The sequence below is a fragment of the Alishewanella jeotgali KCTC 22429 genome (genome assembly GCF_000245735.1).
Classification (GTDB): Bacteria; Pseudomonadota; Gammaproteobacteria; order Enterobacterales; family Alteromonadaceae; genus Alishewanella; species Alishewanella jeotgali.
The window spans coordinates 1-26,880 of the sequence record NZ_AHTH01000021.1 but is presented as its reverse complement, the minus strand read 5'-3'; the positions used below and the strand labels follow the sequence as shown (position 1 = coordinate 26,880).

Below are 26,880 nucleotides of genomic sequence, written 5' to 3'. Positions count from 1 at the left end.
CTATGTACGAATAGCGTGTGTATCTGCTATTGTTTTGCACAAAGTTATCCACAGCTTATGCCTGAATAAGTCTCTATCCCGGAAACTTGTTCAGCTAGCCTGATCTGGTCTGCTATGGCATGCTATAGCATCAAGTCCGCGCAGGAACAGCATCATGGTTTATATCCCGACAAATCCGTTAATATTGGTTGACGGTTCTTCTTATTTATTTCGCGCCTATCATGCGCCACCGCATCTGACTAACTCCCGCGGCGAAGCGACCGGTGCCATTTATGGCGTCGTCAATATGCTGAAAAGTTTGCTGAAACAGTATCAGCCAACCCAGATGGCGGTAGTATTCGATGCCAAGGGACCGACCTTTCGCAACGAAATGTATGCTGAGTACAAAGCGCACCGGCCACCGATGCCAGACGATCTACGCAGCCAGATTGAGCCGCTGCATAAGATTATTCGTGCTATGGGTTTGCCGTTATTATGCATCAGCGGCGTTGAAGCTGACGATGTAATAGGTACCCTGGCCCGCCAGGCCAGTGCCGCTGGCCGCCATACGCTGATTTCAACCGGTGATAAAGATATGGCGCAGCTGGTTGATGAGCATGTCACGCTGATCAATACCATGACCAATACGCTGCTCGATCCTCCTGCAGTGCTGGAAAAATTTGGTATTGGTCCGGAGTTGATTATCGATTATCTGGCGCTGATGGGCGATAAAGTGGATAACATCCCGGGCCTGCCGGGGGTAGGTGAAAAAACGGCAGCGGCTCTGCTGCAGGGGCTGGGCTCAATTGAACAGATTTATCAGCAGTTGGATCAGGTCGCAGGCCTAAGTTTCCGTGGTGCGAAAACCATGGCCGTGAAACTGCAGGAGTTTGAAGCCCAGCTGAAGCTATCATACGAGCTGGCAACCATTAAGTGTGACGTAGAGCTTCCCTGCACACTGGACGAGTTAACGATCCAGCCTGCCGACCGGGCACAACTGGCAGAGCTGTACCGGGAGTGCGAGTTTAAACGCTGGCTGGCGGAAGTCCTGGCCAACAGTGAGCCGGCGGCAGGAATAGCGAAGACCGAGCTGGCAGACAGTCCAACAACAGAAAGCACTGAGCAAGTCAGACAAGTGATTGATCGCCAGCAGTATCAGACCATTCTGACCTCAGCAGATTTGACTGCCTTACTGGCCGAGCTGGAACAAGCTGAACTGACGGCTTTTGATACCGAAACCACCAGCCTGGATTATATGCAGGCGGAACTGGTCGGGATGTCCTTCGCAACCGCGCCGGGTAAAGCCTGGTACCTGCCGCTGGCACATGACTATCTGGGCGCACCGGCACAACTGGATCGTAAGGACTGTCTGCAACGCTTAACACCCTGGCTGGAAAATCCAGCCAAAGCCAAGGTGGGTCAGAATCTGAAGTACGACCAAAGTGTGCTGGCACGTTACGATATTGCACTTAAGGGCGTTAAGTTTGACACCATGCTGGAGTCCTATGTGCTGAATTCGGTGGCCGGCCGCCATGATATGGACAGCCTGGCGCTGAAATATCTCGGGCATAGCACCATCAGCTTTGAAGATTTGGCCGGCAAGGGCGCCAAGCAGCTGACGTTTAACCAGATTGAACTGGAAAAAGCGGCCGAGTACGCTGCCGAAGATGCCGATGTCACCTTGCGACTGCATCAGACATTGTGGCCACAGTTGCAGCAAAGCCCCGGCCTGGTCAAAGTATTCAATGAGATTGAACTGCCGCTGATTGCTATTCTGTCCGATATCGAGCGGCACGGCGTGCTGATTGATAGCCAGTTACTGGCCGAGCAAAGCAAGCAGTTAACTCAGCGGATTGCCGAACTGGAGCAACTGGCTTATCAACAAGCCGGCAAAGAGTTTAATCTGGCCTCCCCGAAACAGTTACAAGAAATTCTGTTCGAGCAGATGAAGTTGCCGGTACTGAAAAAGACCCCGAGCGGCACGCCCTCTACAGCGGAAGAGGTACTGGCAGAATTAGCGCTGGAATATGAATTTCCCAAACTGATCACGGAACACCGTGGCCTGAGCAAACTGCGTTCCACCTATACCGAAAAACTGCCGAAGATGATAAATCCGGCAACTGGCAGGGTGCATACCTCTTATCATCAGGCAGTCGCCGCTACCGGCCGCCTGAGTTCCACTGAACCCAACCTGCAGAATATTCCGATCCGCACCGAAGAAGGGCGGCGGATCCGCCAGGCTTTTATTGCACCGCCAGGTAAGCTGATTATGGCCATCGATTACTCGCAGATTGAACTGCGGATTATGGCGCATCTGTCGCAGGATAAAGCCCTACTGGACGCCTTTGCCAAAGGCCTGGACGTACACCGGGCAACCGCGGCTGAGGTATTTGGGGTAAGTCTGGATCAAGTTAGCAGTGAGCAGCGGCGCCGTGCCAAGGCCGTGAACTTCGGATTAATTTATGGCATGTCAGCCTTTGGTCTGGCCAAACAACTCGGCATCGGTCGGGGCGAAGCACAGCATTATGTAGATCGCTATTTTGAGCGCTTCCCCGGTGTGCTTGATTATATGGAGCGCACCCGGAAACACGCTCATGAGCAGGGCTATGTCGAGACACTGTTTGGCCGGCGTTTATACCTGCCCGATATTAATACCAAAAATATCGGCCGGCAAAAGGCCGCCGAGCGGGCGGCAATTAATGCGCCGATGCAAGGTACGGCAGCCGATATTATTAAACTGGCGATGATTAAGGTACAGGCTTGGTTGCAGCAACATGCCGCAGACAAAGCAGCGATGATTATGCAGGTACACGATGAATTGGTGTTCGAAGTGACCACCGCCGATGTCAGTTGGTTAGCGACCGAGTTAAAGCAGCTGATGGCCAGTGCCGCTAAGCTGGATGTACCCTTACTGGCCGAAGTGGGTTATGGCGACAACTGGGATGAAGCCCACTAGGGCGTGGTAATTTAATTACATAAAAAGTCTTAAAAATGCACCATTTAGACTTTTATGTAGTTTTATTACAAAAAATTCTTGCAATCGCTCAGAAAATGACTAGAATTTGAGTCGTAGGGTACAGAGGTAAGATATTCTATCTTTCAACCAGGGTGTTGCACCCCGGATTCTGAAAGTAGGCTTTATTTAGCCGCCCCGCTGCTTGCAGCGGGGCGTTTTTTTATGCCCGTTTTTCTGATCACAAGCCAATGGCGCAGCAGCCAGTTGCAGTTCACGTAACTGAACAACACTTTTTAGAGCAAATACTTTAAACAGCACAAAATTAGTGCTATACTGTGGCCGTCTTAGCGATAAGACACCCTGTTGATTTGATTTTTATATAGCTTCTCCCCGATTGCTATGACCGACCCTGCTGGGTCGGTTTTTTTTTGGGGATCCTGAAGGGTTTACTTAGGGCGCGTCGACGTCTGCTATCGACTCGTCGCTAAACCAGCCGTTTAATACCTGCTCAAACTCAGGTAAGCCAAGCTTACTCAGCGAACTGAATACCTGCACCTGCACGTCGCCCATAAAAGCCAGTACGGCTTCGCGCACTTCCAGCAACACCTTTTTTCGGGCGCCGGGCCCCAACTTGTCTGCTTTGGTCAACAGGATCAGCACCGGTAACTGGCTCTCCACTGCCCAGAAGATCAACTGCTGATCCAGATCTTTCAGCGGGTGGCGAATATCCATCAACACCACCAAACCTTTCAGGCTTTGCCGCTGCTGCAGGTACTCAGATAACGATTTCTGCCATTTTTCTTTTACCGCCAGCGGTACCTTGGCAAAACCATAGCCGGGTAAATCAATTAATCTTTTTTCCGGCGCCAGCGTAAAGGTATTAATTAGCTGGGTTCGGCCAGGCGTTTTACTGGTTCGGGCCAGATTATTTTGCCGGGTCAGGGTATTCAGCGCACTCGACTTACCCGCATTGGAGCGGCCGGCAAAGGCGACTTCGATACCGGTATCGGCTGGCAAGGCCCTGATATCAGGGGCACTGGTCAGAAAACTGACCTGCTGAAAATTGAACTTAGGTTGTGACACAAGCTGCTCCGGCAGTTAAATTAGGGTTATTGTAACGGATCTGGAGGATCGGAAGAAGCTTTTGACTAAAGGATGGGATTTTACTTTGAGCAGTTTCGTGTAAAATAGGCGAAAAAACACCTTAATATTATTCATTATAGCCAGCTCACTGGCGTTTGAATGCGGACTGAGACGGATCAAAAATGAAAAAACTCGTACTACCTCTGACGCTGTTATTCGGTTTAATCGGTGCAGCAAACGCTTTCGATGGTGATGCCGAGGCTGGCAAAGCAAAATCTGCAACCTGTGCCGCCTGTCATGGCCCGGATGGTAACAGTCCGTTAGCCATCTACCCCAAAATTGCCGGCCAGCATGCTGAGTACCTGTATAAGCAACTGACCGACTACAAACTGGGTATGACTTCAGGTGGTAAAGAAGGTCGTTCGAATGCCATCATGTTTGGTATGGTAGCCGCACTGTCTGATCAGGATATGAAAGATCTGGCCGCCTATTTCTCGTCACAGCGCATGACACCGGGTACGACACCGGAAGATGTGATTGAAGCCGGCCAAAAACTATATCGTGGCGGCGATGCCGAGCGCGGTATTGCAGCCTGTATCGCCTGTCACGGTCCGCGTGGTGCCGGTACCAGCTTGGCGGGCTTCCCACGTATCGGTTTCCAGAATGCCGATTACCTGAAAACCACGCTGGAAGAATTCCGCGCCGGTACCCGCGCTAACGATATGAACGGTATGATGCGCGAAGTAGCGAAAAAGCTGACCGATGAAGATATTCGGGTACTGTCGCAATACCTGGGTGGCTTACACTAAGCTGAACAAAGTCTGAATAAAAAACCGGCTGTCAGGCCGGTTTTTTATTTCCGCTGTGCGAGATCTCTCACAGGCACTGTACGATATCAACCTGATTTTCAATTTTCAGGAACTTTTTTGCTATATTTTATACAGTATAAGTTACTGAAAATATTAAAAGCCTAGACTAAAGTCGAATTTTTTTTGTATTTTTTAGCAGCAAAGACTTGCCATCTGCGCAGAACAGAGTAAATTTAAACCGTTCGCTAAAAGCGATACAACAACAGGGACATGCGGTAAAGGAAGCTATCAGCACCCTTGGGTGCGCTGTGTTTTAAGATGCCCGGATGGTGTCAGGCGCTAAGGCGCACAAGGATGATTACGAAAGTTACCAGGAAGGTCGTGAATAAGAAAAGAGCGCGCACGGACAGCAAACAACAATATACGGATAACTGGCAACACGATGTTGGCTGCGCTTCAGGATGATTTGAGCGATTCGAGAGAAGTGTCCACCACTAGGCACAAATAAACAGGGCGATAAGTTATTCTTATCGCCCTTTGTTTTTTAGGAAAGTTAGATGGAACCATGTCCACTCTGTCTGCACCCGGACAGTAGCCTGTTTAGCCAGGACCCGCAGCGTCAGTACCGGCAATGTCAGCAATGCGCACTTGTTTTTGTCCCCAGCGCCCAGTTGTTAACTGCAGAACAAGAACAACAACATTATCAGTTGCATAATAATGATGTCAGCGATGCCGGCTACCGACAGTTCTTAAGCCATCTGGCCGGGCCTTTATTGGCCGCTTTACCCGCCGGCCGGCTGCAGGGGCTGGATTTTGGTTGTGGCCCCGGCCCGTTATTAGCCCAGATGCTGCAGGAAGCCGGTCATCAGATGCAGCTGTGGGACCCGTTCTTTGCCAATAACCCTGAGGTGCTGACGCGGCGCTATGACTTTATTAGCTGTAGTGAGGCTATTGAGCACTTTGTCAATCCGGCGCAGGAATGGCAATGCTGGTTAAGGTTACTGCAACCCGGTGGCGTACTGGCCATTATGACCAGCCACTATCCGGCCGTTAGCCAATTTGCCAACTGGCACTATAAACGGGATCCTACCCATATCCGCTTTTTCCACCCGGATACCTTTAACTTTTTAGCCCGTCGCGATCAGTTAAGTCTAAGTTTTCCTGCAAAGGATGTGGTGATCTTACGCAAAGCTGGTTAAAATGTGCGCCCTTTTTTACAGGTATCCAGATCACTATGACGCGTCAAAAAAAATCCCGTAAGGCCAACGACAACGGACAACGCCATTTGCCGGCCAGCGAAATCCGTAAGATCCGTGAGCACAAGGATGAAAGCAAGAAAAAAGGCGCCGGTCTGAAATCAGGTAACCGCAACAGCATGCAGCAAGCCAAGACCGGTCAGGATAGTGCTGGCAGTAAGCAGAAGAAAGATCCGCGCTTAGGCAGTAAAAAACCTATCGCATTGCTACCAGAAACCAGTCTGGAATTGTTACCTGCATCAACAGCGCCAGCCCCGTTACCCAAGGTACAGCTGAAGCCGGCGAAGGCTGAACCGCTAAGCCCTGAGCAGGAGCTGCTGCAACTGGAAAACGATCCTAAGCTGCAACTCTTACTGGAGCGGGTAGAACGCGATGAGCTGTTAACCGGTAAAGATGCCAAGTATTTTAACCGCCAGACCGCCCGCATCAGCGAACTGTTAGCGCTGTTAGGGCTGGATGATGAGCAACCAGACACACCAACTTCAGAGCAGGATGAGGATCCGCTGAGTCGCTTCGAGCGTACTGACTGGCGTAAAGATTTGTTAGGTGATGAGGATCCGGCGTGACCTGGTGGTTAGTATTACTGCTGATTACAGCAGTGTTGATTGTCGCGGGCCTGGCATTTTATGCCGGCAAGCTGCTGTGGTTACTGCAGCAACAGAAACAACAGCAGCAGCTGGCTGAGCAAAAGGCCCGCCAGCAACAGCAGGAAAAGAGAGCGTACCTGCAGGAGAGCATAGTACTGATCAGCCGCGCCATGCTGGAACAACAATGTGAATTCTCGGAGGGTGCCTTAAGGCTATGGGTGTTACTGGACCACTGGCCGGCCGCTGATAAGCCCGATGCTGTAAGCAGTTACCCCGGGATATATCAGATGTATCTGACGGTTAAAGATATGCCAACCCATCAGGCCCGCAAGGATCAGGACAAAAAACTGACCCGGCAGCAGGATAAAGTTCGTCTGACTGCCGAGAAAGATCTGAAAGCACAAATCGAAGACGATTTGCGACTGATTCTGGCACGGTTTCAGCAGGCCTAGTGCCTGCTGCAATGGCGTTATTGCTTGTAAATCTGACCATCCTTCATCACAAAACTCACCTGGCCCATCAGCTGAATATCCTGTAACGGATTGCCAGGCACCGCAATAATATCGGCCAGTTTACCCACCTTAATTGAGCCCAGCTCCTGCTCCATGCCCAGTAAACGCGCGCCTTCAATAGTAGCAGACTGAATTGCTGCCATGGCCGGCATGCCGGCTTCGGTCATATACACAAATTCGCGCCAGTTATCACCATGCGCCCCAACGCCGGCATCGGTGCCAAAGGCAATTTTTACACCTGCTTTATAGGCTTCACTAAAGGTTTGCTGGATCAGGGGCCCGATAGTCGCGGCTTTCGGGCGGACCAAATCCGGGAAAAAGCCGTCTATTTCTGCTTTTTGCTGCACCCATTTGCCAGCACTGATCGTCGGCACATAGTAGGTACCATGCTTTTTCATCAGCGCCATGGTTTCTTTATCCATAAAGGTGCCGTGCTCAATCGAATCGACGCCGGCTTTAATGGCGCGCTGCATCCCTTCTTTGCCGTGCGCATGCACCGCCACTTTAAAACCGTAGTCGCGTGCGGTGCTGACAATAGCCACCAGCTCCTCGTCGGTGAATTGCGGATTCATGCCGCTCTTCGCAACGCTCAGTACCCCGCCAGTGGCCGTCACCTTGATCAGATCCGCACCTTCTTTGTAGCGCTGCCGCACCGCTTTACGGGCCTCGTCCGCACCATTAATTACCCCGTCCTTCGGACCCGGATCGCCCTGCAGTAAGTAAGCCAGGCCATTTGTCGGATCGGCATGACCTCCGGTGGTGGCTAGAGATTTACCTGCCGCGAAGATCCGCGGTCCACTGACATAGCCCTGAGCAATGGCTTTGCGTAGCGCCACACTCACCTGATGACTGTCGCCAAGCTCACGTACTGTGGTAAAGCCAGACAGCAGAGTACGCTCAGCGAACACGGCTCCGCGTAATGCAAAATCAGCCTCATTCAGGCGCTGGCCCTCACCGTAGGAGGTGGCACTCATCTGAGTCGAAAAATGGGTATGCATATCCATAAGCCCCGGCATCACTGTATGCTGGCGTAAGTCAATCAAAGTGGCACCCGCTGTTGGCGTTTGGTAGCCACGCTCGACGCCAACAATTTTATTGCCATCAACAATGATGGTGTGCTCGGTCAGCGGTTGGGTATGCTCAGCGGTAATCAGGCGGCCGGCATGAATATAGGTCGTGGCGGCGGCATCAGCCAAGCTGAACGCGGTTAAACAGGCAAGGGTTAGCACGGAGAGTGACGTTTTCATTATTATTATCCTGTGGCAAGTGTTGCTTCACTATCAAACGCGACAGGCTGCCCCGCAATTGGCTTGCGATATCTGACCAGAATTTGCGATAAGCCGCACTGTCACAGCATTGAACCGCTACCCGGGCAGCTCATCCGAAGATGCCAGCAGATAAGGTTGCCCACCACTGTAGAGTACTGCACGACTACCAGCGCCATCCTGTTGTAGCTGCGCCTGATCCAGCAACTGATAGTACAGATTACGGTGTAAACGGGCCGACAGGCCGCGCCATAGCATCAGGTAAGGTAGTTGCTGTCCGCCATGCTGCTGTAACAACAGCGGGTAGTCAGCACAGACCGGAACTTTGTCTTGCAGATTAGTGGTTAGCCACAGCTCCGGGCCAGTAGGGCCGGCTTGCCAGTCGCTACTCACTGCGATAAAGGGCGCATCCTCCACCTGGATCCGCACTTTCTCAGCCGGCGTCTGTAAAAAATAATCATCACCCTGGCGGATTAACACTGACGCAAAGAGTTTAATCAGGCCCGGACGGGTAATTTCGCCATCCTGGTACCACCAGCGGCCCTGGCTATCAATACGAAGCGGCAAATCGCCACAAAAAGGCGGATCCCATTGCTCAACCGGAGCCAGTTTGGGTTGCTGTAATTGTTGCTGTAACGAAGTTAAGTCCATGGTTTGCCAGGAACAGACTAAATGTTAGTCAAGTATAGCAGGGGGCGCAGCGAGGTTGCAGGCAGAAAAGTGGGGTGACTGATGGGGCTCGAACCCACGACAACCGGAATCACAATCCGGGGCTCTACCAACTGAGCTACAGTCACCTCTGAGACGCGGCATTTTAACCAAAAAGCACACTGGCTACCAAGTGCTTTTTTCAGCAGCTCGCCCCAGTATAGCCGCAAATGCTCACTTGCCAGCCAAAATTGGCGAGATTTTATGATACTATGCCGGTTCGAACCACTTTCACAGGAGTGAACCTATGGAGCAAATTACCGAGTTATTTCAGCAAAACCACGAAGTACTGCTGGGATATTTGCTACAACTTATCGCAGCTATTGTGATTTTCTATGTCGGCCGCATCATCGCCCGTAGTGTGTCTGGGTTGATGGAAAAAGGCTTGTTATCCCGCAAAATAGATAAAGCCGTTGTCTCCTTCCTGTCCAGTATCCTGTATGCGATCCTGATGATCGCCACAGCCTTGATGGCACTGTCACAGATTGGGGTACAAACCACGTCCTTTATTGCCATTTTAGGTGCCGCCGGTCTGGCCGTTGGTTTGGCGCTACAAGGCTCGCTGGCGAACTTTGCTTCCGGCGTACTGATTATTCTGTTCCGGCCATTTAAATCAGGCGACTTTATTGATGCCGGCGGCATTACTGGCACCGTCGATAAGATCGAAATCTTTCAGACCATTATGAAAACGCCGGACAACAAAAGGGTAATAGTGCCGAATGCGAAGATTACCGGCGGCCATATTACCAATTTCTCTGCCGAAAGCACCCGGCGTGTCGATCTGGTGATCGGGATCAGTTACGACTCGGACTTACGCAAAGCCAAAACTATTCTACAGCAGATTATTCAGGACGATCCGCGGGTATTGCCGGAACCGGCGCCAAATATCCGGGTCTCAGAGCTGGCGGACTCCTCGGTCAATATTATTGTCCGGCCCTGGGTAAAAACCGAAGACTACTGGGGCGTGTACTGGGACACGCTGGAAAAAGTGAAATTAACCTTCGACGAGCAAGGTATTGGTATTCCATTCCCGCAAATGGACGTACATATCAAGAAAGACGTAAAGGAAGCTGTATGAAAGTATTAACTCTTGCAATGCTGGCCGCGCTGGCCGCAACCACTCAGGCGCAGGCTGCCGATAAGAAAGTCTGGACCACCTCGGCAGAGCTTGGCGCTATTACTACTACCGGTAATACCGAGGGTACCTCGATCACCGGTAAACTGGATGCTAAGCAAGATCTGCGTAAATGGAGCAACCAGTATATTCTGAGTGCATTTTTTAAGGAAGATCAGAAAACCGATGCCGATGGCAACAGGGTTAAAGAGCGCTCTGCCGAACGTTACCTGGTATCGGCCAAAGGTGCGTACAAGCTAACCGAAGAACACGATAACCTGTTTGTATTGGGTTCTTACACCGATGACAAGTTTGGTGCCTACACCCGCTACACCACACTGGCCGCCGGTTATGGTACCCGGTTGTTAAATCTGGAACAGCAATCTCTGGATGTTGAGATCGGTCCCTGTTATTACACCGCTAAACGTGCCAATGATGAAACCGAGAACGGTTTATTGGCCCGTGCTGCTGCATCCTATAAATGGACGCTGAGTGAATCAGCGACCTTTACCCAAACGCTGAGTGTCGAGTACGGTGATGATAATACCCGTACCATTGCCGAAACGGCGCTGAGCGCGCGGATCAACGGTGCCATGCAGATGAAAGCCGCCTTTTTGGTACAAAATGACTCTGATGTACCGGTTGATAAAAAGCGCACTGATACCCAAACCTCTTTAACACTGGTGTATTCGTTCTAATGCTGTCGTAGTCTGCGGCGAGGTTAAAACGGGCATCACGCCCGTTTTTTGTGACGAGCTCCATACAGTTAGTAAAATTCAGCTATGCTTGATAGAAAAGAGTTCGCTATATCTTTCTGGACAACGCCACACGCTATGAAGCAATTGGACGCTAAACTCAAAAAGCTCCGCTATTACCCTCTGTTCGGTGCCTTGATCTACTTGTTATTTGGTGCGCTATGGATCACCTTTAGCGACCAATTACTCCTGTCTTTGGCTGTGGATCCACAAACCCTGTCCCGCTATCAAAGCTATAAAGGCTATTTTTATATTGTGCTAACCGCAGCACTGGCATGGGTACTGTTAAGGCAACGCCTGCATTTTTCGCGCTCTCTTACCAAGTCCGAATATATTCTGGACCAGACCATTGAAAAAGCCGCCGCCGGTATTGCCCATGTCAGCCCAAGCGGTCAGTTCTTGCGTGTTAATCAGGAATTGTGTCGCCTGCTCGGTTACAGCATGGCAGAACTACGTGAACTGAGCTTCCAGCAGCTGACGCACCCGATGGATTTAGCCCGTGACCAGGCACTGGTTGAAGAAACTTTGAGTGGCCTGCGTCAGCATTACTCATTAGAAAAACGCTATTTGCGTAAGGACGGCCAGGTGATCTGGGCCAGATTGTCCGTGTCATTAATTGCCGCCACCGATATCTCCGACACTTTTTTTGTGTCTGTTATTCAGGATATTTCGGATGTGAAGTTGGCGCAGCTAAAACTGGAAGAGAGTGAGCTGCGCTTTCGTACCCTGCTCGATAGCATGCCGACGATCTCGGTGCAGGGCTATGATGAAGATGGTACTACCTTGTTCTGGAATAAAGGCAGTGAGCTGGTGTACGGCTACAGCAGCCAGGAAGCCATCGGCCGTAATTTGCTGGATCTGATTATTCCGGAAAAAATGCAGGAAGGTGTCAGGGAGGCAGTAAGCCAGATGGCCAGCAGCGGCGAGGCCCGCCATGCTGAAGAGCTGGTATTAAAACGCAAGGATGGCAGCCCGGTCACAGTGTATTCCTCGCATGCAGTGGTGATCTTGCCGGATAAAAAGCCGCAAATCTACTGTATCGACATTGACCTGACCACCTATAAACAGCAGGAAGCCCAGCTGGCGTTTCTGGCGCAATATGACCCGCTGACCCACCTGCCGAACCGGCACTTCTTTGCCAATCAATTGGAACAGGCATTGAAAGTCGCTCGCCGTGAGCAGTTACAACTGGCGGTACTGATTCTGGATCTGGATAACTTCAAGAATATCAACGACTCTTACGGCCATAATGTTGGTGATCAGCTACTGAAGCAAGTTGCTGAGAAGCTTAGGATTTGCTGCCGCGATACCGATACCCTGGCCCGTCTGGGCGGTGATGAGTTTGCTATTTTGATCGAACATCTGGAGCAACCGGAAGATGCCGCCCGTTTTGCACAGGAACTGCTGCGCACCATGCAGCAAACCCTGATGTTACCGCCGGATTTGGAGCTTAGTGCGGCTGCCTCAATTGGTATCAGCCTGTTTCCGCAACATCACGACAACGTCGAAGCCCTGCTACAGGGTGCCGACGCGGCTCTTTATAAAGCCAAGGCTGAAGGCCGTAATACTTATTATTATTATAGTGACCAGCTAACCGCCCAAGCCAGACAGCGACTGGTTTTGGAAGGCCGGTTACGTAACGCCGTTAAAACCGGGCAATTACATTGTTATTATCAGCCGCAACTGGAGGTGGCAACAGGCAGGATAATAGGTGCAGAGCTGTTGCTACGCTGGCGTGATCCTGAACTGGGCTTTGTCAGCCCGGAAATTTTTATTCCACTGGCTGAAAGCTCGGGCCTTATTCATGCTCTGGGGATCCAGGTATTGCAGCAAGCCTGCGTGCAAGGCAAAGCCTGGCTGGACGAAGGTCTGCCCGCCATAAGCCTGGCGGTCAATGTGTCTGCTCACCAATTTAGCCGCGGCGAACTGGGACAACAAGTTAGAACCTTGTTAGCGGAGACCGGCTTTCCGGCTAAGTTCCTGGAGCTGGAGGTGACCGAAAGCGCCCTGATGCAGGACGAGGACAAGGTTATCGAAACTATGCAACAGTTACGGGCCACCGGCGTCAGATTGGCAATTGACGATTTCGGTACCGGCTATTCCTCCCTCGCATATTTGCAGCGCCTGCCGCTGGATATCCTGAAAGTAGACCGGCGTTTTATCTGCAATATGACCACCAACCCGGATAATCAGCAAATTACCAAGGCGATTATTGAGTTAGGGCATACGCTGCGGTTTGAAGTGCTGGCAGAAGGTGTTGAAACCGCTGAGCAACTGGCGATGCTACAACAAATGAGCTGTAACTACTATCAGGGTTACTATTTTAGTAAACCGGTACCCGCCGAAACCTTCCGCCAGTTACTGGCACAGCAACAGGGAGTTGGAGTGCGGGCACACTAATGCCGTCGATCACGGCAAGCTTCAGTGGCCAGCTCAATTTCTATCGTGGTATTCAGTAGTGAAAACTCGCTGAGTAGCTGCTCAACCTGGCTTTTTAACTGCTGATACTGGCTCAGTTCTTCCAGCTCTACTACCAGATGCGCACTGAGCACATGCTGCTCACCATCCAGCGACCATAGATGTAAATGATGCACTTCACGCACCTGCGGCTGGGTGAGTAAACGTTGTTCGATCTGCGCCAGTAAGGCGGTATCCGGTACCGCCTGAAAAAACAGCCGCGCCGTGCTGCGTAAATTGCGCAGCACATTAAACAGAATAAACAAGGTAAAGGCGATCGATAACAGCGGGTCAATAATTGGCCAATCGACAAACTGCATCACCAACGCCGCCAGCAGCACCGCAACCCAGCCCAGCACATCTTCCAGTAAATGCCAGTTCAGTACCCGCTCATTCAGGGTTTTACCGCCACTGAGTTTATAGGCGGCGAAACCGTTCACGGTTATGCCGAGCACGGCCAGCGCCATCATGCCCTCAGTCAGCGGCATCACCGGCTCACTGAGTCGCGGAATGGCTTCTGCCAGGATCCAGACTGAACCACCAATCAGAATTAAACAATTTAACAAGGCGCCAAATAAACTAAGCCGGCGATAACCGTAGGTGTAATGTGCAGTGGGCGCTTTTTTACCCAACTTATACAACAGCCAGCCACTGCCCAGCGCCAGACTGTCGCCAAGATCATGAATCGCATCAGCCATAATGGCTGTGCTATTAGTCAGCCAGCCGCCGATAAACTCAATAATGGTAAATCCCAGATTCAGAAAAAACGCCCAACCGAGCCGGCTACCGCTATCCTCTGTCGATGCTAAACCATGGCCATGCCGATGAGACCCATGACCGTGCTGATGCCGCGAGTGCGGGTGCTGCGAATGTGAGTGAGAATGATGATGTGAATGCTGTGGCATAGTGGCGCTTCCTGCTGAGCACTACTCTGACTATAGACACTGACGGTGTTGAATAGCAAGCAGAAAAAAGCCCCGTAGCAGGGGCTTAGTCAACAATCAGTCTACAACCTTAAAATGGTTCCGCTTACCTTGAAGCAAGCGATTGGTTTTTTATATATTAAATACAATACATTAGCAAAAAAAATCTGGTTTAAGTAAAGATTTTTGTAAAGTTCTCCTTAATAACCAAGAAAATTCTTTACAAAAGTGACCAATCAACCAATTACACTTTACTCGCATTCAATCGAAATGTCGCACCATTATGTGTTCAATAACTTGCTGGTCAGTAAACAAGGATGAAAAATTACTGTAGGTTTACTTCCATATATTCTTTTATAGCGGCAGAAGTTTCCATCCAACATTTTTTTAATGATTTTCCAGCATCATCATTAGTCACACCAAGGTTTATACTTACCGAATTAATCTTAAGTATTTTATTTAATTCCTTAGCTGACTGATTAAGCTGAATGATTCTAAACAATCTGGCACAATGAGCTAATAAACCAAGGTAAAACTCTCTACGACTGGTGTCTTTTAAGTCATGATCTTCAAGCATGAGATTTAACTGTTCAGTAAACATCGCCAATTTATTCAGTACATCGGTCTTCAACTTGACACCTCGATAGCAACTCAAAATGAATTTTAAATTTTTCTACTTCTTGAACACCTAAAACTTCAACCTAGGCAAATTGACAAAAACTCCCGGTACCTTCGGATTTACTTCATATTTTAAAACCGTTTCTGTTTAACGCAGCATTTAAGGTCGTTCGACTGACTTTAAAGTGCTTTGCCACCTCCGCTTTTGTAATCATCGGATCTGATAACATGGCCGCCGCTTTTTTCACATCATTCTCATTAAGCGATAGCGTTCTACCGCCTTTTCTACCCCGGGCTCTGGCAGCGGCAAGACCCGCTTTGGTTCTTTCCACGATAAGTGAATGCTCAAACTCGGCTAAGGCGCCAAAAATATGGAAGATAAGTTTCCCGGCAGAATTGGTTGTATCGATTGATTCCGTTAGGGATTTGAATCCAATACTGCGTTTCTGAAGATCATGGATAATCTCGACCAAATCCTTTAGGGACCTTGCTAAACGGTCAAGCTTCCATACCACTAACACATCGCCTGCACGAAGTGTACGCAGGCATTGCGACAATATGGGTCGATCACGATGCTTTCCCGTGAAGGACTCATGGAATACTTCCTCACAACCTGCCGCATTTAGGGCGTCAAGTTGTAAATCTGAATTTTGGTCCTGAGTACTAACTCTGGCATAGCCAATTATCATAAGAAATGGTACCTAATCTGTTCATAGATTGTTGTACGGGTTTCTGGTCGCTTAAGCAAGTGTTTTAGTGTCGTTTTCAGAAGACGGCTGCACTGAACGTCAGAAGCCGACTGCACTATAGCAGCGGAGGGGTTGGATCCATCAGGCAACGACGGGCTGCTGCCGGCCATCAGCGGACGCAGGGAGGACTTTCCGCAACCGGCCGTTCGATGCGGCACCGATGGCCTTCGCGCAGGGGTAGTGAATCCGCCAGGATTGACTTGCGCTGCCCTACCTCTCACTAGTGAGGGGCGGCAGCGCATCAAGCGGTGAGCGCACTCCGGCACCGCCAACTTTCAGCACATGCGTGTAAATCATCGTCGTAGAGACGTCGGAATGGCCGAGCAGATCCTGCACGGTTCGAATGTCGTAACCGCTGCGGAGCAAGGCCGTCGCGAACGAGTGGCGGAGGGTGTGCGGTGTGGCGGGCTTCGTGATGCCTGCTTGTTCTACGGCACGTTTGAAGGCGCGCTGAAAGGTCTGGTCATACATGTGATGGCGACGCACGACACCGCTCCGTGGATCGGTCGAATGCGTGTGCTGCGCAAAAACCCAGAACCACGGCCAGGAATGCCCGGCGCGCGGATACTTCCGCTCAAGGGCGTCGGGAAGCGCAACGCCGCTGCGGCCCTCGGCCTGGTCCTTCAGCCACCATGCCCGTGCACGCGACAGCTGCTCGCGCAGGCTGGGTGCCAAGCTCTCGGGTAACATCAAGGCCCGATCCTTGGAGCCCTTGCCCTCCCGCACGATGATCGTGCCGTGATCGAAATCCAGATCCTTGACCCGCAGTTGCAAACCCTCACTGATCCGCATGCCCGTTCCATACAGAAGCTGGGCGAACAAACGATGCTCGCCTTCCAGAAAACCGAGGATGCGAACCACTTCATCCGGGGTCAGCACCACCGGCAAGCGCCGCGACGGCCGAGGTCTTCCGATCTCCTGAAGCCAGGGCAGATCCGTGCACAGCACCTTGCCGTAGAAGAACAGCAAGGCCGCCAATGCCTGACGATGCGTGGAGACCGAAACCTTGCGCTCGTTCGCCAGCCAGGACAGAAATGCCTCGACTTCGCTGCTGCCCAAGGTTGCCGGGTGACGCACACCGTGGAAACGGATGAAGGCACGAACCCAGTGGACATAAGCCTGTTCGGTTGGTAAGCTGTAATGCAAGTAGCGTATGCGCTCACGCAACTGGTCCAGAACCTTGACCGAACGCAGCGGTGGTAACGGCGCAGTGGCGGTTTTCATGGCTTGTTATGACTGTTTTTTTGTACAGTCTATGCCTCGGGCATCCAAGCAGCAAGCGCGTTACGCCGTGGGTCGATGTTTGATGTTATGGAGCAGCAACGATGTTACGCAGCAGGGCAGTCGCCCTAAAACAAAGTTAAACATCATGAGGGAAGCGGTGATCGCCGAAGTATCGACTCAACTATCAGAGGTAGTTGGCGTCATCGAGCGCCATCTCGAACCGACGTTGCTGGCCGTACATTTGTACGGCTCCGCAGTGGATGGCGGCCTGAAGCCACACAGTGATATTGATTTGCTGGTTACGGTGACCGTAAGGCTTGATGAAACAACGCGGCGAGCTTTGATCAACGACCTTTTGGAAACTTCGGCTTCCCCTGGAGAGAGCGAGATTCTCCGCGCTGTAGAAGTCACCATTGTTGTGCACGACGACATCATTCCGTGGCGTTATCCAGCTAAGCGCGAACTGCAATTTGGAGAATGGCAGCGCAATGACATTCTTGCAGGTATCTTCGAGCCAGCCACGATCGACATTGATCTGGCTATCTTGCTGACAAAAGCAAGAGAACATAGCGTTGCCTTGGTAGGTCCAGCGGCGGAGGAACTCTTTGATCCGGTTCCTGAACAGGATCTATTTGAGGCGCTAAATGAAACCTTAACGCTATGGAACTCGCCGCCCGACTGGGCTGGCGATGAGCGAAATGTAGTGCTTACGTTGTCCCGCATTTGGTACAGCGCAGTAACCGGCAAAATCGCGCCGAAGGATGTCGCTGCCGACTGGGCAATGGAGCGCCTGCCGGCCCAGTATCAGCCCGTCATACTTGAAGCTAGACAGGCTTATCTTGGACAAGAAGAAGATCGCTTGGCCTCCCGCGCAGATCAGTTGGAAGAATTTGTTCACTACGTGAAAGGCGAGATCACCAAGGTAGTCGGCAAATAATGTCTAACAATTCGTTCAAGCCGACGCCGCTTCGCGGCGCGGCTTAACTCAAGCGTTAGATGCACTAAGCACATAATTGCTCACAGCCAAACTATCAGGTCAAGTCTGCTTTTATTATTTTTAAGCGTGCATAATAAGCCCTACACAAATTGGGAGATATATCATGAAAGGCTGGCTTTTTCTTGTTATCGCAATAGTTGGCGAAGTAATCGCAACATCCGCATTAAAATCTAGCGAGGGCTTTACTAAGCTTGCCCCTTCCGCCGTTGTCATAATCGGTTATGGCATCGCATTTTATTTTCTTTCTCTGGTTCTGAAATCCATCCCTGTCGGTGTTGCTTATGCAGTCTGGTCGGGACTCGGCGTCGTCATAATTACAGCCATTGCCTGGTTGCTTCATGGGCAAAAGCTTGATGCGTGGGGCTTTGTAGGTATGGGGCTCATAATTGCTGCCTTTTTGCTCGCCCGATCCCCATCGTGGAAGTCGCTGCGGAGGCCGACGCCATGGTGACGGTGTTCGGCATTCTGAATCTCACCGAGGACTCCTTCTTCGATGAGAGCCGGCGGCTAGACCCCGCCGGCGCTGTCACCGCGGCGATCGAAATGCTGCGAGTCGGATCAGACGTCGTGGATGTCGGACCGGCCGCCAGCCATCCGGACGCGAGGCCTGTATCGCCGGCCGATGAGATCAGACGTATTGCGCCGCTCTTAGACGCCCTGTCCGATCAGATGCACCGTGTTTCAATCGACAGCTTCCAACCGGAAACCCAGCGCTATGCGCTCAAGCGCGGCGTGGGCTACCTGAACGATATCCAAGGATTTCCTGACCCTGCGCTCTATCCCGATATTGCTGAGGCGGACTGCAGGCTGGTGGTTATGCACTCAGCGCAGCGGGATGGCATCGCCACCCGCACCGGTCACCTTCGACCCGAAGACGCGCTCGACGAGATTGTGCGGTTCTTCGAGGCGCGGGTTTCCGCCTTGCGACGGAGCGGGGTCGCTGCCGACCGGCTCATCCTCGATCCGGGGATGGGATTTTTCTTGAGCCCCGCACCGGAAACATCGCTGCACGTGCTGTCGAACCTTCAAAAGCTGAAGTCGGCGTTGGGGCTTCCGCTATTGGTCTCGGTGTCGCGGAAATCCTTCTTGGGCGCCACCGTTGGCCTTCCTGTAAAGGATCTGGGTCCAGCGAGCCTTGCGGCGGAACTTCACGCGATCGGCAATGGCGCTGACTACGTCCGCACCCACGCGCCTGGAGATCTGCGAAGCGCAATCACCTTCTCGGAAACCCTCGCGAAATTTCGCAGTCGCGACGCCAGAGACCGAGGGTTAGATCATGCCTAGCATTCACCTTCCGGCCGCCCGCTAAATATCTCCTTTTGGGTTGTTAATAAAACATCCAATAAGTTGACTGTGCGTGAAAAAGAAAGTTTTGTGTGATGGCGTTGAAGATCGCACCGTTAAGCTCTTATGTGGGATGGTGCAGAGCTCGACGACTACCGATAAAACGCAACCGCCGCAAACAGACAAGAAAAAGCCCCAACTGATAACAGTTGGGGCTTCAGTATTGTGATTGGTGGAGCAATAGCACCCTGAACCCAAAACCTTCTCGCTCAACCGGTAGTGGCTGATAACAACTCGTGAGGGCTATTGCGGGTTAAGCATTTAGCGATGTCTAGGGCCAGACTGGACGTCTGAACGCAAGCCGCTGATACTGTACATAACCACAGTATCAGCGGAGGATACCCATGTCGCTGGCAAGGAACGCCACGGCGAGTCAATCGCCCACTCAAACAAACGGTTACGAACGCCACCAACCCGACCAGACGCTGCTCTACCAGCTGGTTGAGCAGCACTACCCAGCCTTCAAAGCCTCACTCGAAGCCCAAGGTCAACACCTGCCTCGCTACATCCAACAAGAATTCAACGACCTCCTCCAATGTGGCCGTCTGGAGTATGGTTTCATGCGGGTTCGCTGCGAGGATTGTCATCACGAGCGTCTGGTCGCCTTCAGCTGTAAACGACGCGGCTTTTGCCCTAGCTGCGGTGCCCGCCGGATGGCCGAGAGTGCGGCGCTGCTGATAGACGAAGTCTTCCCCAAGGAGCCCATTCGCCAGTGGGTGCTCAGCTTTCCTTTCCAGCTACGCTTTTTGCTGGCTCGCCATCCCCAGCTGATGGGCCAGGTCTTGAGTATCGTCTATCGTACACTCTCAACTCATCTGATCAAAAAAGCCGGTTACACCAAAGCCTCTGCACAAACTGGCTCAGTGACTCTTATCCAACGCTTTGGCTCCGCGCTAAATCTCAATGTCCACTACCACATGCTGTTTCTCGATGGTGTCTATGCCGAAGATGACTATGGCAAGCAACGCTTCCATCGTGTCAAGGCACCCACTTACGATGAGCTGAATACGCTCGCTCACACCCTCAGCCATCGCATCGCTCGCTGCATGGAAAAGCGTGGGATTTTGGAGCGTGATGCCGAGAATACGTGGTTGACACTGGAAGAGGGCGAAGACGATACGCTGACTCAATTACATGGTGCTTCGGTTACGTATCGCATTGCCGTCGGCCCCCAGCAAGGGCGCAAAGTCTTCACCCTGCAAACCTTGCCAGGGCGTGAGGATAAAGCCGACTCAAGCAGTCGAGTAGCCAACCATGCTGGTTTCTCGCTACACGCCGGTGTGATGGCCGAAGCGCATCAGCGGGATAAGCTTGAGCGCTTGTGTCGCTACATTAGTCGGCCAGCGGTTTCAGAAAAACGTCTGGCATTAACCGCCAATGGGCAGGTGCGTTACGAGCTCAAAACTCCGTACCGCAATGGCACCACCCATGTGATCTTCGAGCCGCTGGACTTCATCGCCAAACTCGCTGCGTTGGTACCTAAGCCGCGAGTCAACCTCACACGCTTCCACGGCGTCTTTGCACCGAACAGCAAACACCGAGTTCAAGTAACACCCGCCAAGCGGGGCAAGAAGCCCGACAAATCGGAAGGTCTCGATACTAACTGGCGTGACAAGAGTCCTGCAGAGCGCCACCGCGCCATGACCTGGATGCAACGCCTCAAGCGAGTCTTCAATATTGATATTGAAGTCTGCGAACACTGCGGCGGTCACGTCAAAGTGATTGCCAGCATCGAAGATCCGAAGGTCATTGAGCAGATTCTCAAGCATCTGAAACAGAAAACAGCCAAGGCGAATGCCGCCAAGCAGCGTGAGCTGCCACCAGAACGAGCGCCGCCACTGACTCCCAGCCTGTTCGATCCATCACAGAGTCGTCTCTTTGACTGACGACCCCAAATCCAACACTGCTCAACACTGCCAACTTTTAAACGGGGCGGTGGGGCAGTTTGTATCTCTCGAGCTATCAGGCTAGAGATTTTACCGCCAAATCGAACCTTATTAGAGCGGTTTAGGCTGGACCGGCAGTTAAAATTGGGGCTTGAGCGGTAAACGAGTGAGGGAATTTCAGGTAAGATACTTCGGATGAGGAGCAAAAAGGTGGTTTATACTTCCTATACCCCCTCTACTCTTGTGGCTGTTCTGATTGTTCCACATGCTAAGCGACTTTAGGGGGGGACCCTAAGTAATTGTCATTTCAATAAATGATTGTTTGTATAACTTCTACAACCAGTTTCGCCATCAAAAGTATGTGATGTCGGCTATTGGCACAATGTGACGTTCTTCACTATGAGCGAAAAGCGGACGTGTCATTACCCTTAAAATGATAAATCACCTATATTCTAACTGTTTTTGTACACAGTTAGTTTGAGCTGAATCCAGTACAAGTCAATGGAGAGAATTAGGTCGCAGGATTTGCAGTATCAATGAGGTAACAGCACCGGCTTGCTGTGGTTTGCATGTTGAGCATAATCCATCTCAAACTCATTTGGGTTTTACGGGAAAATAATTTCAAAAATAATTTGGAATATCTGAAAAATGGATCAATAATGCATATATGTATCTTAGGAGTAGCTTGTATTGCAAGTCATTAGGCAGGACAGATTAGCAGAATTCATTAAGAGGCATGCTGAGAAACGCACTGCCTTGCAGTGCTGGCTGGATGACGCGAAAAATGCTACTTGGAACTGCGTAGATGACATTTTGAAAGATTATAAGGGGGCTGAAGTCTCAGGAGCTGATAATATGACATTTGTTGTTGGCCGTGGGGCAGTTAAAGTGGTTGCTAAAGTCATATTTAGTAAAAGCATGTTACGAATTGACGAAGTTGGATTGTCGGTTTAACCAGAGATGGAACTCACAGGGGGCTGGCGGGTGATATATGAATATTAAAATAATCAGAAATAGTGAAGAGTATAAAAAAGCAACGGCCTATTTAGACGAATTGTTGTCGTCTGGTGATGACTCGAATGATGACTTAATTGACGTCATGGCTTTGCTTATATCCAACTATGAGAAAGTGCATTTTGATATTGGCTTGCCAGATCCTGTGTCTGCTATAGAACATAGAATGGAACAGCAGAGGTTAACAAGAAAGGATTTAATCCAGTATCTGGGAAGTCAGAGTCGAGTTTCAGAAGTAATGAACGGTAAGTCACCGCTGAGTTTATCGATGATTAAGAAGCTGCATGAAGGGTTGGGTATTTCTTATGAAGTTCTGATGCAAGACCAGACACGAGAGCTGGATGAGCGTAACGTGAACTACGAAGATTACCCAATTGCAGCCATGTTTAAAAAGGGCTTTTTCCCGAAAGTGATAAAATCGGTTACAGAGGCAAAAGAGAGAGCCGAAGAGTTGATTAGGGACATGTTTGAAGCGGTGAAGATTACGCCATTTTCATTAGCAGGAGCACCTCATTTAAGAAGTGCAGTTCATACAACGAATAAGCGCATGGATGGTCTGGCGTTACAAGCATGGCAGGCGAAGGTACTTCATCAGACACTAGATAAAAAATTACCGAAATGCGACTTGGATTCAATTGATTTACCGTTTTTAAGAGAGATTTTAAAACTATCTCGTTTAGAAAAAGGTCCGTTGTTAGCTAAAGAAGAACTTGCAAATAATGGTATTCATTTAGTGTTTCAGGAACACCTCCCTAGAACATACCTTGATGGTGCTGCGATGTGGGGCGTTGACGGAAACCCGGTAATAGGAATGACAATTCGGTATGACAGACTGGATAATTTTTGGTTTGTTTTGATGCATGAGCTTGCCCACGTTTCCCTTCATTTGAAAAATTCAAAAGAAGTCTATTTTGATGACCTTGATGGGGAGAAAAATAGTGACGAAGACGAAGCTGATGATTTGGCGTTAAAAGCACTTGCTGAGAAATCTGAATGGGACAAATACTTTGCATTACTCACTACGCCAGAGAGTGTAGTTAATCTTGCAAAAAAATTAATGGTTAGTCCTGCCGTTATAGCGGGAAGATTTAGAAAAGAATCAGGTGATTATAGGATTTACAACAGACTTATAGGAAGTAATGAAGTAAGGAAGATGGTATTTCCGTGAGCGGGTATGGTATTGCCCAAACAGTGCGCCAACACTGTTTGGGCAGGAAAGTTGCCCAAAACCAAGCGAGGTGGACTCAGGAAGTTTCCTTGAAAGCACGACTAATGTAGTCGAAATCTCGAAAACTTTCAACCATCGCCTCCTATAGAACTAGAAGGAGTGCGCAAATGGCTTCTAAAAACAAAGTGAAAATTCCGAAAGGAATGAAACTGATTTTTAGACCTTATCGCAAAGATCCTAAGTCTGGCCAGATGCTCTTTGCGAGAAATCATGGCCTCAAGGCTTGGCCGATCCTTGTGCCTATAGAAACGGTTTAACATCAGTAGAAACGCTGGGCCTATTTGAGGCCCGGCATATTAAACACTATATTTCGAGATTATTATCATGACTAACAGTAAACAATCGTCATCAAAGTTAGCTTCACAAGCATCATCTATTTTATCCGACAAGAATGCCTCACAGATTCAAAAGTCGCTGGCCGGTTCGGTACTTAGTCAGACAAAAACTACACACCAGACCGGTGTGGAGATGGAGTCTAAGGCTTCTTCTGTTATGAAGAGTGACAAGTACAGTGAGCAAACCAAGTCTTTGGCTGCATCTGTGTTGTCGCAGTCTAATAAGGCCCGCTGACCCCAAAGGCTGCTCAGGCAGCCTTTTTCAATTTTCTAATATCGGTGTTATATGAAGTGTACTAGCTCAGACCTGACACATCGTTATAAAAAATTATACTTACTTTAACAGTCAGCTAAGAGCGAGAAGCGGTCATTATTAGTTCGAGAAATTTTACATCGTATTGATATACTAATGTCATGAAGTAGGCTGATTTTGTGGTTATACGATGAAAACAATAGGCAAGTTGGCTAAAGAACTTGGTTTAGGCGTAGAAACTATACGCTTTTATGAGCGAGAAGGCTTGATAAAACAACCTCAAAAACCTCAAAATGGTTATCGTGTGTATGACGACTCAATCACCAAGCAATTACAATTCATTTGTAAGGCTAAAGCACTTGGCTTTACTCTAAAGGAAGTAGCGTCTTTGATGTCAATGGATGGCGATTGTGCCAAAGTTGAATCTCTAGGTTTGCAGAAACTGAGCTTAATTCAAAGTAAGATAGCTGACCTTCAACGCTTAGAAGTCGTCATAAAAGAAATGACTAATTCATGCCGCAACAATAACGACCAATCTCACTGCCCAATAATCGATTCGCTAAAATAGCATTGACTCCGTACCTATCTACGGAGTTTACACTCAAGTCATTCAAATAATGTTAGACGTTAAAAATGATTAATAAGATTTTAGATAAAGTTGGCTCAGGTGGTGTTTGGCTTGCAGCCCTCAGTTGTACGGGGTGTTTCCCTGCTCTCGGTTCATTAGCATCAGCATTGGGATTAGGCTTTCTCTCTCACTTTGAGGGGATTGCTGTAAATACCTTGTTACCTATATTTGCAACTTTGGCGTTGTTGGTAAATTTGTATAACTGGTATAAAAACCAAAATCATACGAGAGGTACTCTTGGAGTTATTGGGCCTATAGCTGTTTTGTTAACCCTCTATCCACTATGGCAATATGACTGGAGCACTTATTTGTTCTATGCGGGTATTTGTTTGATGATTGTAATGTCCGTATTGGACATTGTTAAACCTTTGAAGGAGCAAACATGCGAGGTATAGAGTTAAATTCTACCATTACTTGCCCTGAGTGCGGTTTCAGTAAAACCGAAGAAATGTCAACCAACGCTTGCCAGTGGTATTATGAATGTGAATCTTGCAAAGTTCTCCTAAAGCCTTTGAAGGGCGATTGTTGTGTATACTGCTCTTATGGAACAGTGAAATGCCCACCAATTCAAGAAGGCCAAAGTTGTTGTAAGAGCTAAGTGAATGTCTCTTAATGGCACTTAGTGACGATTCAAAGAGCAACTTGGCACTGGATTACTCGTTGAGCTTGTGATGAATATCATCATACTCTGTGATCATTTTGGCCAACTCCTCAAACTTTTCACCATTAGGCGTTCCAGGCTCAGCTTCAAGCAGTTGCTCAATGGCTTCTAATGCAGCTTCATATTCTTGATCGTTTTTTATAGCTGTGTTGATTGTCATCTAGTTACCTAATAATACTCACAGGGAGTGCCTTGCATCCGCAATCACTTGGCAGCTTCAATGCTTACCAAACGCGTTAAATTTCCTGCAGCAGAGATCTGTTCGTCAGTTAGTGTTTGGTCGCTATGCTTTTTCATGCTGATTTCAGCACGATCTTTATCCATCGCACAAACCAGTATATCCCCAACGGTAAATCCTAGCTCAGCACAGAGCGTATCAGGAATTGGGATAAGGTTGTCCTTGGTAATTTCAACGGTATAACTCATGGCATCCCTTATGTAAAAAAAGAACAAGCGTCTTGCTTTGATTAGCTCGGTAGGCATAGTTTGATAAAGAAAAAGGCCAATCAAATCGACCGGCCATTCCCATGTTCCTGGTGGTCTGCAGGTTGCAGTGATATGCCAGGACCCTCAACCGAAATACTATGCGCAATTATGCCTTAAATCAATTATGTGTGATTTTATAGAACTTACTTGGCTACCGGTAAATCCGTCCATTTCGTTGTGTATTGCGGCGATAACATCGCACGCTTCATACTCCATGCCTGTGATGCGCCTTGGCTTGCAAACCAGACCTTGCTGCCCGTTTTGACATTGATGGTATCAATCACCGTCATCAGCGCTTTGCTCTGATAGGCAGGAGGCGCAGGCTCAAATAAATCGACCTGATATACGCCTTCATCATAAAAATCAGCAAGCATGACACCGGCCTTGGCGTAGCGGTATCCGTCTTTCCAGATTTTATCGAGCAGCTTCGTTGCTACTGACAAAAAATCCCGCGTGTCAGCCGAGGGATGAGTCAAGGCCGTGGTGATGCTATTGGCATAGTATGGGTCTCGTTGCCGGTCGCTAAACGGACTGGTACGTATAAACACCGTTAATTGCTTGGCTTGTTGCTTTTCTTTACGCAGCTTTTGGCAAGCTCTGCTGATGTATTCGGCTATTGCTTCGTGCATCAAATCTTTTGAAGTGATGCGCTCGCCAAAGGCGCGGGAGCTGATAATTTGTTTTTTGGTGGGTGTCACTTGCTCTAACGCCAGACACGACTCGCCATTAAGCTCTGCGACGATACGCGATTCAACCACAGAGCATTGCTGCTTGATAAAAGAGGGGCTGGCATCAGCCAAATCCAGGACAGTGTGAATACCAAGTTTGTTGAGCCTTGCTGAGAGTTTACTGCCAATCCCCCACACTTCGCCAACAGGCAGAAGTGCCATGAGTTTTCGTTGTCGGGTTTTATCCGTTAAATCGACCACACCGCCTGCCTTATGCCATTTCTTTGCGGCATGGTTTGCCAATTTTGACAGGGTTTTAGTCGGCGCCATGCCAACACAAACCGTGATACCAATGTTTTGCAAAATGGTCTGACGCACTGAAAGC

Annotated in this window: 29 protein-coding genes and 1 tRNA gene; 19 read left to right on the top strand and 11 right to left on the bottom strand. The window is 49.7% G+C overall.

Annotation, left to right across the window (positions count from 1 at the left end):
- The first annotated feature begins 154 nt into the window (after positions 1 to 154).
- Complete coding sequence (polA, locus tag AJE_RS08345) at positions 155 to 2,935, top strand: DNA polymerase I (protein ID WP_008950481.1); 2,781 nt, start codon at positions 155 to 157, stop codon at positions 2,933 to 2,935.
- 450 nt (positions 2,936 to 3,385) lie between these two features.
- Here polA and yihA read toward each other — a convergent pair whose 3' ends face one another.
- Positions 3,386 to 4,018 carry a ribosome biogenesis GTP-binding protein YihA/YsxC gene (gene yihA, locus AJE_RS08340; RefSeq protein WP_008950480.1) on the bottom strand — a complete coding sequence of 211 codons (633 nt, stop codon included), beginning with the start codon at positions 4,016 to 4,018 and terminating at the stop codon, positions 3,386 to 3,388.
- Between the two features lie 182 nt (positions 4,019 to 4,200).
- On the opposite strand from yihA, the gene AJE_RS08335 reads away from it, so the two are divergent.
- The 4 genes from AJE_RS08335 to AJE_RS08320 all read left to right on the top strand — a co-directional run bounded on the left by AJE_RS08335 (position 4,201) and on the right by AJE_RS08320 (position 7,122).
- Positions 4,201 to 4,827, top strand: coding sequence for a c-type cytochrome (locus AJE_RS08335; protein WP_008606369.1), 627 nt, complete (start codon positions 4,201 to 4,203; stop codon positions 4,825 to 4,827).
- A gap of 557 nt (positions 4,828 to 5,384) precedes the next feature.
- Positions 5,385 to 6,026 carry a class I SAM-dependent methyltransferase gene (locus tag AJE_RS08330; RefSeq protein ID WP_008950479.1) on the top strand — a complete coding sequence of 214 codons (642 nt, stop codon included), beginning with the start codon at positions 5,385 to 5,387 and terminating at the stop codon, positions 6,024 to 6,026.
- A 35-nt stretch (positions 6,027 to 6,061) separates the two neighbouring features.
- The gene (yihI, locus tag AJE_RS08325; RefSeq protein ID WP_008950478.1) at positions 6,062 to 6,649 is read left to right on the top strand and encodes a Der GTPase-activating protein YihI; all 588 of its coding nucleotides are present in this window, start codon (positions 6,062 to 6,064) and stop codon (positions 6,647 to 6,649) included.
- The gene (locus AJE_RS08320; protein WP_008950477.1) at positions 6,646 to 7,122 is read left to right on the top strand and encodes a DUF2489 domain-containing protein; all 477 of its coding nucleotides are present in this window, start codon (positions 6,646 to 6,648) and stop codon (positions 7,120 to 7,122) included. The genes yihI and AJE_RS08320 overlap by 4 nt, the downstream gene beginning before the upstream one ends.
- Positions 7,123 to 7,139: 17 nt before the next feature.
- Here the strand turns inward: AJE_RS08320 and AJE_RS08315 are convergent, their stop codons facing one another.
- The 3 genes from AJE_RS08315 to AJE_RS08305 all read right to left on the bottom strand — a co-directional run bounded on the left by AJE_RS08315 (position 7,140) and on the right by AJE_RS08305 (position 9,244).
- Positions 7,140 to 8,429 (bottom strand): metal-dependent hydrolase family protein, encoded by a 1,290-nt coding sequence (locus tag AJE_RS08315; RefSeq protein ID WP_008950476.1) that lies wholly within the window; start codon positions 8,427 to 8,429, stop codon positions 7,140 to 7,142.
- A gap of 117 nt (positions 8,430 to 8,546) precedes the next feature.
- On the bottom strand, positions 8,547 to 9,098 hold the full coding sequence (locus AJE_RS08310) for a DUF1285 domain-containing protein (protein WP_008950475.1): 552 nt from the start codon (positions 9,096 to 9,098) through the stop codon (positions 8,547 to 8,549).
- Positions 9,099 to 9,168: 70 nt separating this feature from the next.
- Positions 9,169 to 9,244: transfer RNA gene (locus AJE_RS08305), tRNA-His, on the bottom strand.
- 158 nt (positions 9,245 to 9,402) lie between these two features.
- Here AJE_RS08305 and AJE_RS08300 point away from each other — a divergent pair.
- The 3 genes from AJE_RS08300 (at position 9,403) to AJE_RS08290 (ending at position 13,424) form a co-directional block, all read left to right on the top strand.
- Positions 9,403 to 10,233: a mechanosensitive ion channel domain-containing protein gene (locus AJE_RS08300; RefSeq protein ID WP_008950474.1), complete on the top strand. Its 831-nt coding sequence runs from the start codon at positions 9,403 to 9,405 to the stop codon at positions 10,231 to 10,233.
- Complete coding sequence (locus tag AJE_RS08295) at positions 10,230 to 10,967, top strand: DUF481 domain-containing protein (protein WP_008950473.1); 738 nt, start codon at positions 10,230 to 10,232, stop codon at positions 10,965 to 10,967. The genes AJE_RS08300 and AJE_RS08295 overlap by 4 nt, the downstream gene beginning before the upstream one ends.
- 135 nt (positions 10,968 to 11,102) lie before the next feature.
- On the top strand, positions 11,103 to 13,424 hold the full coding sequence (locus tag AJE_RS08290) for a putative bifunctional diguanylate cyclase/phosphodiesterase (RefSeq protein ID WP_008950472.1): 2,322 nt from the start codon (positions 11,103 to 11,105) through the stop codon (positions 13,422 to 13,424).
- On the opposite strand, the gene AJE_RS08285 is transcribed toward AJE_RS08290, so the two are convergent.
- The 4 genes from AJE_RS08285 to intI1 form a co-directional block, all read right to left on the bottom strand.
- On the bottom strand, positions 13,421 to 14,386 hold the full coding sequence (locus AJE_RS08285; protein ID WP_008950471.1) for a cation diffusion facilitator family transporter: 966 nt from the start codon (positions 14,384 to 14,386) through the stop codon (positions 13,421 to 13,423). The two genes, AJE_RS08290 and AJE_RS08285, sit on opposite strands and share 4 nt — an antisense overlap.
- Positions 14,387 to 14,729: 343 nt before the next feature.
- Complete coding sequence (locus AJE_RS08280) at positions 14,730 to 15,035, bottom strand: hypothetical protein (RefSeq protein WP_008950470.1); 306 nt, start codon at positions 15,033 to 15,035, stop codon at positions 14,730 to 14,732.
- A 112-nt stretch (positions 15,036 to 15,147) separates the two neighbouring features.
- Positions 15,148 to 15,711 (bottom strand): recombinase family protein, encoded by a 564-nt coding sequence (locus AJE_RS08275; protein ID WP_008950469.1) that lies wholly within the window; start codon positions 15,709 to 15,711, stop codon positions 15,148 to 15,150.
- Positions 15,712 to 15,981: 270 nt separating this feature from the next.
- Positions 15,982 to 16,995, bottom strand: coding sequence for a class 1 integron integrase IntI1 (intI1, locus tag AJE_RS08270; RefSeq protein ID WP_000845039.1), 1,014 nt, complete (start codon positions 16,993 to 16,995; stop codon positions 15,982 to 15,984).
- Positions 16,996 to 17,140: 145 nt separating this feature from the next.
- Between intI1 and aadA1 the strand changes: the two genes are divergently transcribed.
- The 11 genes from aadA1 (at position 17,141) to AJE_RS18765 (ending at position 25,278) form a co-directional block, all read left to right on the top strand.
- A complete protein-coding gene (aadA1, locus tag AJE_RS08265) occupies positions 17,141 to 17,932 on the top strand; it encodes an ANT(3'')-Ia family aminoglycoside nucleotidyltransferase AadA1 (RefSeq protein WP_001206316.1) in 792 nt (263 codons plus the stop codon).
- 163 nt (positions 17,933 to 18,095) lie between these two features.
- A complete protein-coding gene (locus AJE_RS08260; protein ID WP_000679427.1) occupies positions 18,096 to 18,443 on the top strand; it encodes a quaternary ammonium compound efflux SMR transporter QacE delta 1 in 348 nt (115 codons plus the stop codon).
- Positions 18,437 to 19,276 carry a sulfonamide-resistant dihydropteroate synthase Sul1 gene (gene sul1 / locus AJE_RS08255; protein ID WP_000259031.1) on the top strand — a complete coding sequence of 280 codons (840 nt, stop codon included), beginning with the start codon at positions 18,437 to 18,439 and terminating at the stop codon, positions 19,274 to 19,276. Before AJE_RS08260 ends, sul1 begins: the two co-directional genes overlap by 7 nt.
- A gap of 404 nt (positions 19,277 to 19,680) precedes the next feature.
- Positions 19,681 to 21,222 carry an IS91-like element ISCR1 family transposase gene (locus AJE_RS08250; protein WP_000050481.1) on the top strand — a complete coding sequence of 514 codons (1,542 nt, stop codon included), beginning with the start codon at positions 19,681 to 19,683 and terminating at the stop codon, positions 21,220 to 21,222.
- A gap of 690 nt (positions 21,223 to 21,912) precedes the next feature.
- The gene (locus AJE_RS08245; protein WP_008950468.1) at positions 21,913 to 22,176 is read left to right on the top strand and encodes a type II toxin-antitoxin system HigB family toxin; all 264 of its coding nucleotides are present in this window, start codon (positions 21,913 to 21,915) and stop codon (positions 22,174 to 22,176) included.
- Positions 22,177 to 22,213: 37 nt separating this feature from the next.
- Positions 22,214 to 23,404 carry a helix-turn-helix domain-containing protein gene (locus tag AJE_RS08240; protein WP_008950467.1) on the top strand — a complete coding sequence of 397 codons (1,191 nt, stop codon included), beginning with the start codon at positions 22,214 to 22,216 and terminating at the stop codon, positions 23,402 to 23,404.
- Positions 23,405 to 23,571: 167 nt separating this feature from the next.
- Entirely contained in the window at positions 23,572 to 23,721 is a 150-nt protein-coding gene (locus AJE_RS18540) for a hypothetical protein (protein ID WP_157999932.1), read from the top strand.
- Between the two features lie 67 nt (positions 23,722 to 23,788).
- On the top strand, positions 23,789 to 24,034 hold the full coding sequence (locus AJE_RS18150; RefSeq protein ID WP_083835103.1) for a hypothetical protein: 246 nt from the start codon (positions 23,789 to 23,791) through the stop codon (positions 24,032 to 24,034).
- Positions 24,035 to 24,242: 208 nt separating this feature from the next.
- Positions 24,243 to 24,620 carry a MerR family transcriptional regulator gene (locus tag AJE_RS08235; protein WP_008950466.1) on the top strand — a complete coding sequence of 126 codons (378 nt, stop codon included), beginning with the start codon at positions 24,243 to 24,245 and terminating at the stop codon, positions 24,618 to 24,620.
- A 65-nt stretch (positions 24,621 to 24,685) separates the two neighbouring features.
- A complete protein-coding gene (gene merC, locus AJE_RS18145) occupies positions 24,686 to 25,075 on the top strand; it encodes an organomercurial transporter MerC (protein WP_008950465.1) in 390 nt (129 codons plus the stop codon).
- Positions 25,063 to 25,278, top strand: coding sequence for a GDCCVxC domain-containing (seleno)protein (locus AJE_RS18765; RefSeq protein WP_072243337.1), 216 nt, complete (start codon positions 25,063 to 25,065; stop codon positions 25,276 to 25,278). The genes merC and AJE_RS18765 overlap by 13 nt, the downstream gene beginning before the upstream one ends.
- Positions 25,279 to 25,333: 55 nt before the next feature.
- On the opposite strand, the gene AJE_RS18535 is transcribed toward AJE_RS18765, so the two are convergent.
- The 3 genes from AJE_RS18535 to AJE_RS08225 form a co-directional block, all read right to left on the bottom strand.
- Positions 25,334 to 25,501 (bottom strand): hypothetical protein, encoded by a 168-nt coding sequence (locus AJE_RS18535; RefSeq protein ID WP_008950464.1) that lies wholly within the window; start codon positions 25,499 to 25,501, stop codon positions 25,334 to 25,336.
- A gap of 44 nt (positions 25,502 to 25,545) precedes the next feature.
- Positions 25,546 to 25,767, bottom strand: coding sequence for a hypothetical protein (locus tag AJE_RS08230; protein ID WP_138984218.1), 222 nt, complete (start codon positions 25,765 to 25,767; stop codon positions 25,546 to 25,548).
- 203 nt (positions 25,768 to 25,970) lie between these two features.
- The coding region (locus AJE_RS08225; RefSeq protein ID WP_008950462.1) for a DinB/UmuC family translesion DNA polymerase at positions 25,971 to 26,880 on the bottom strand (910 nt) is incomplete at its 5' end.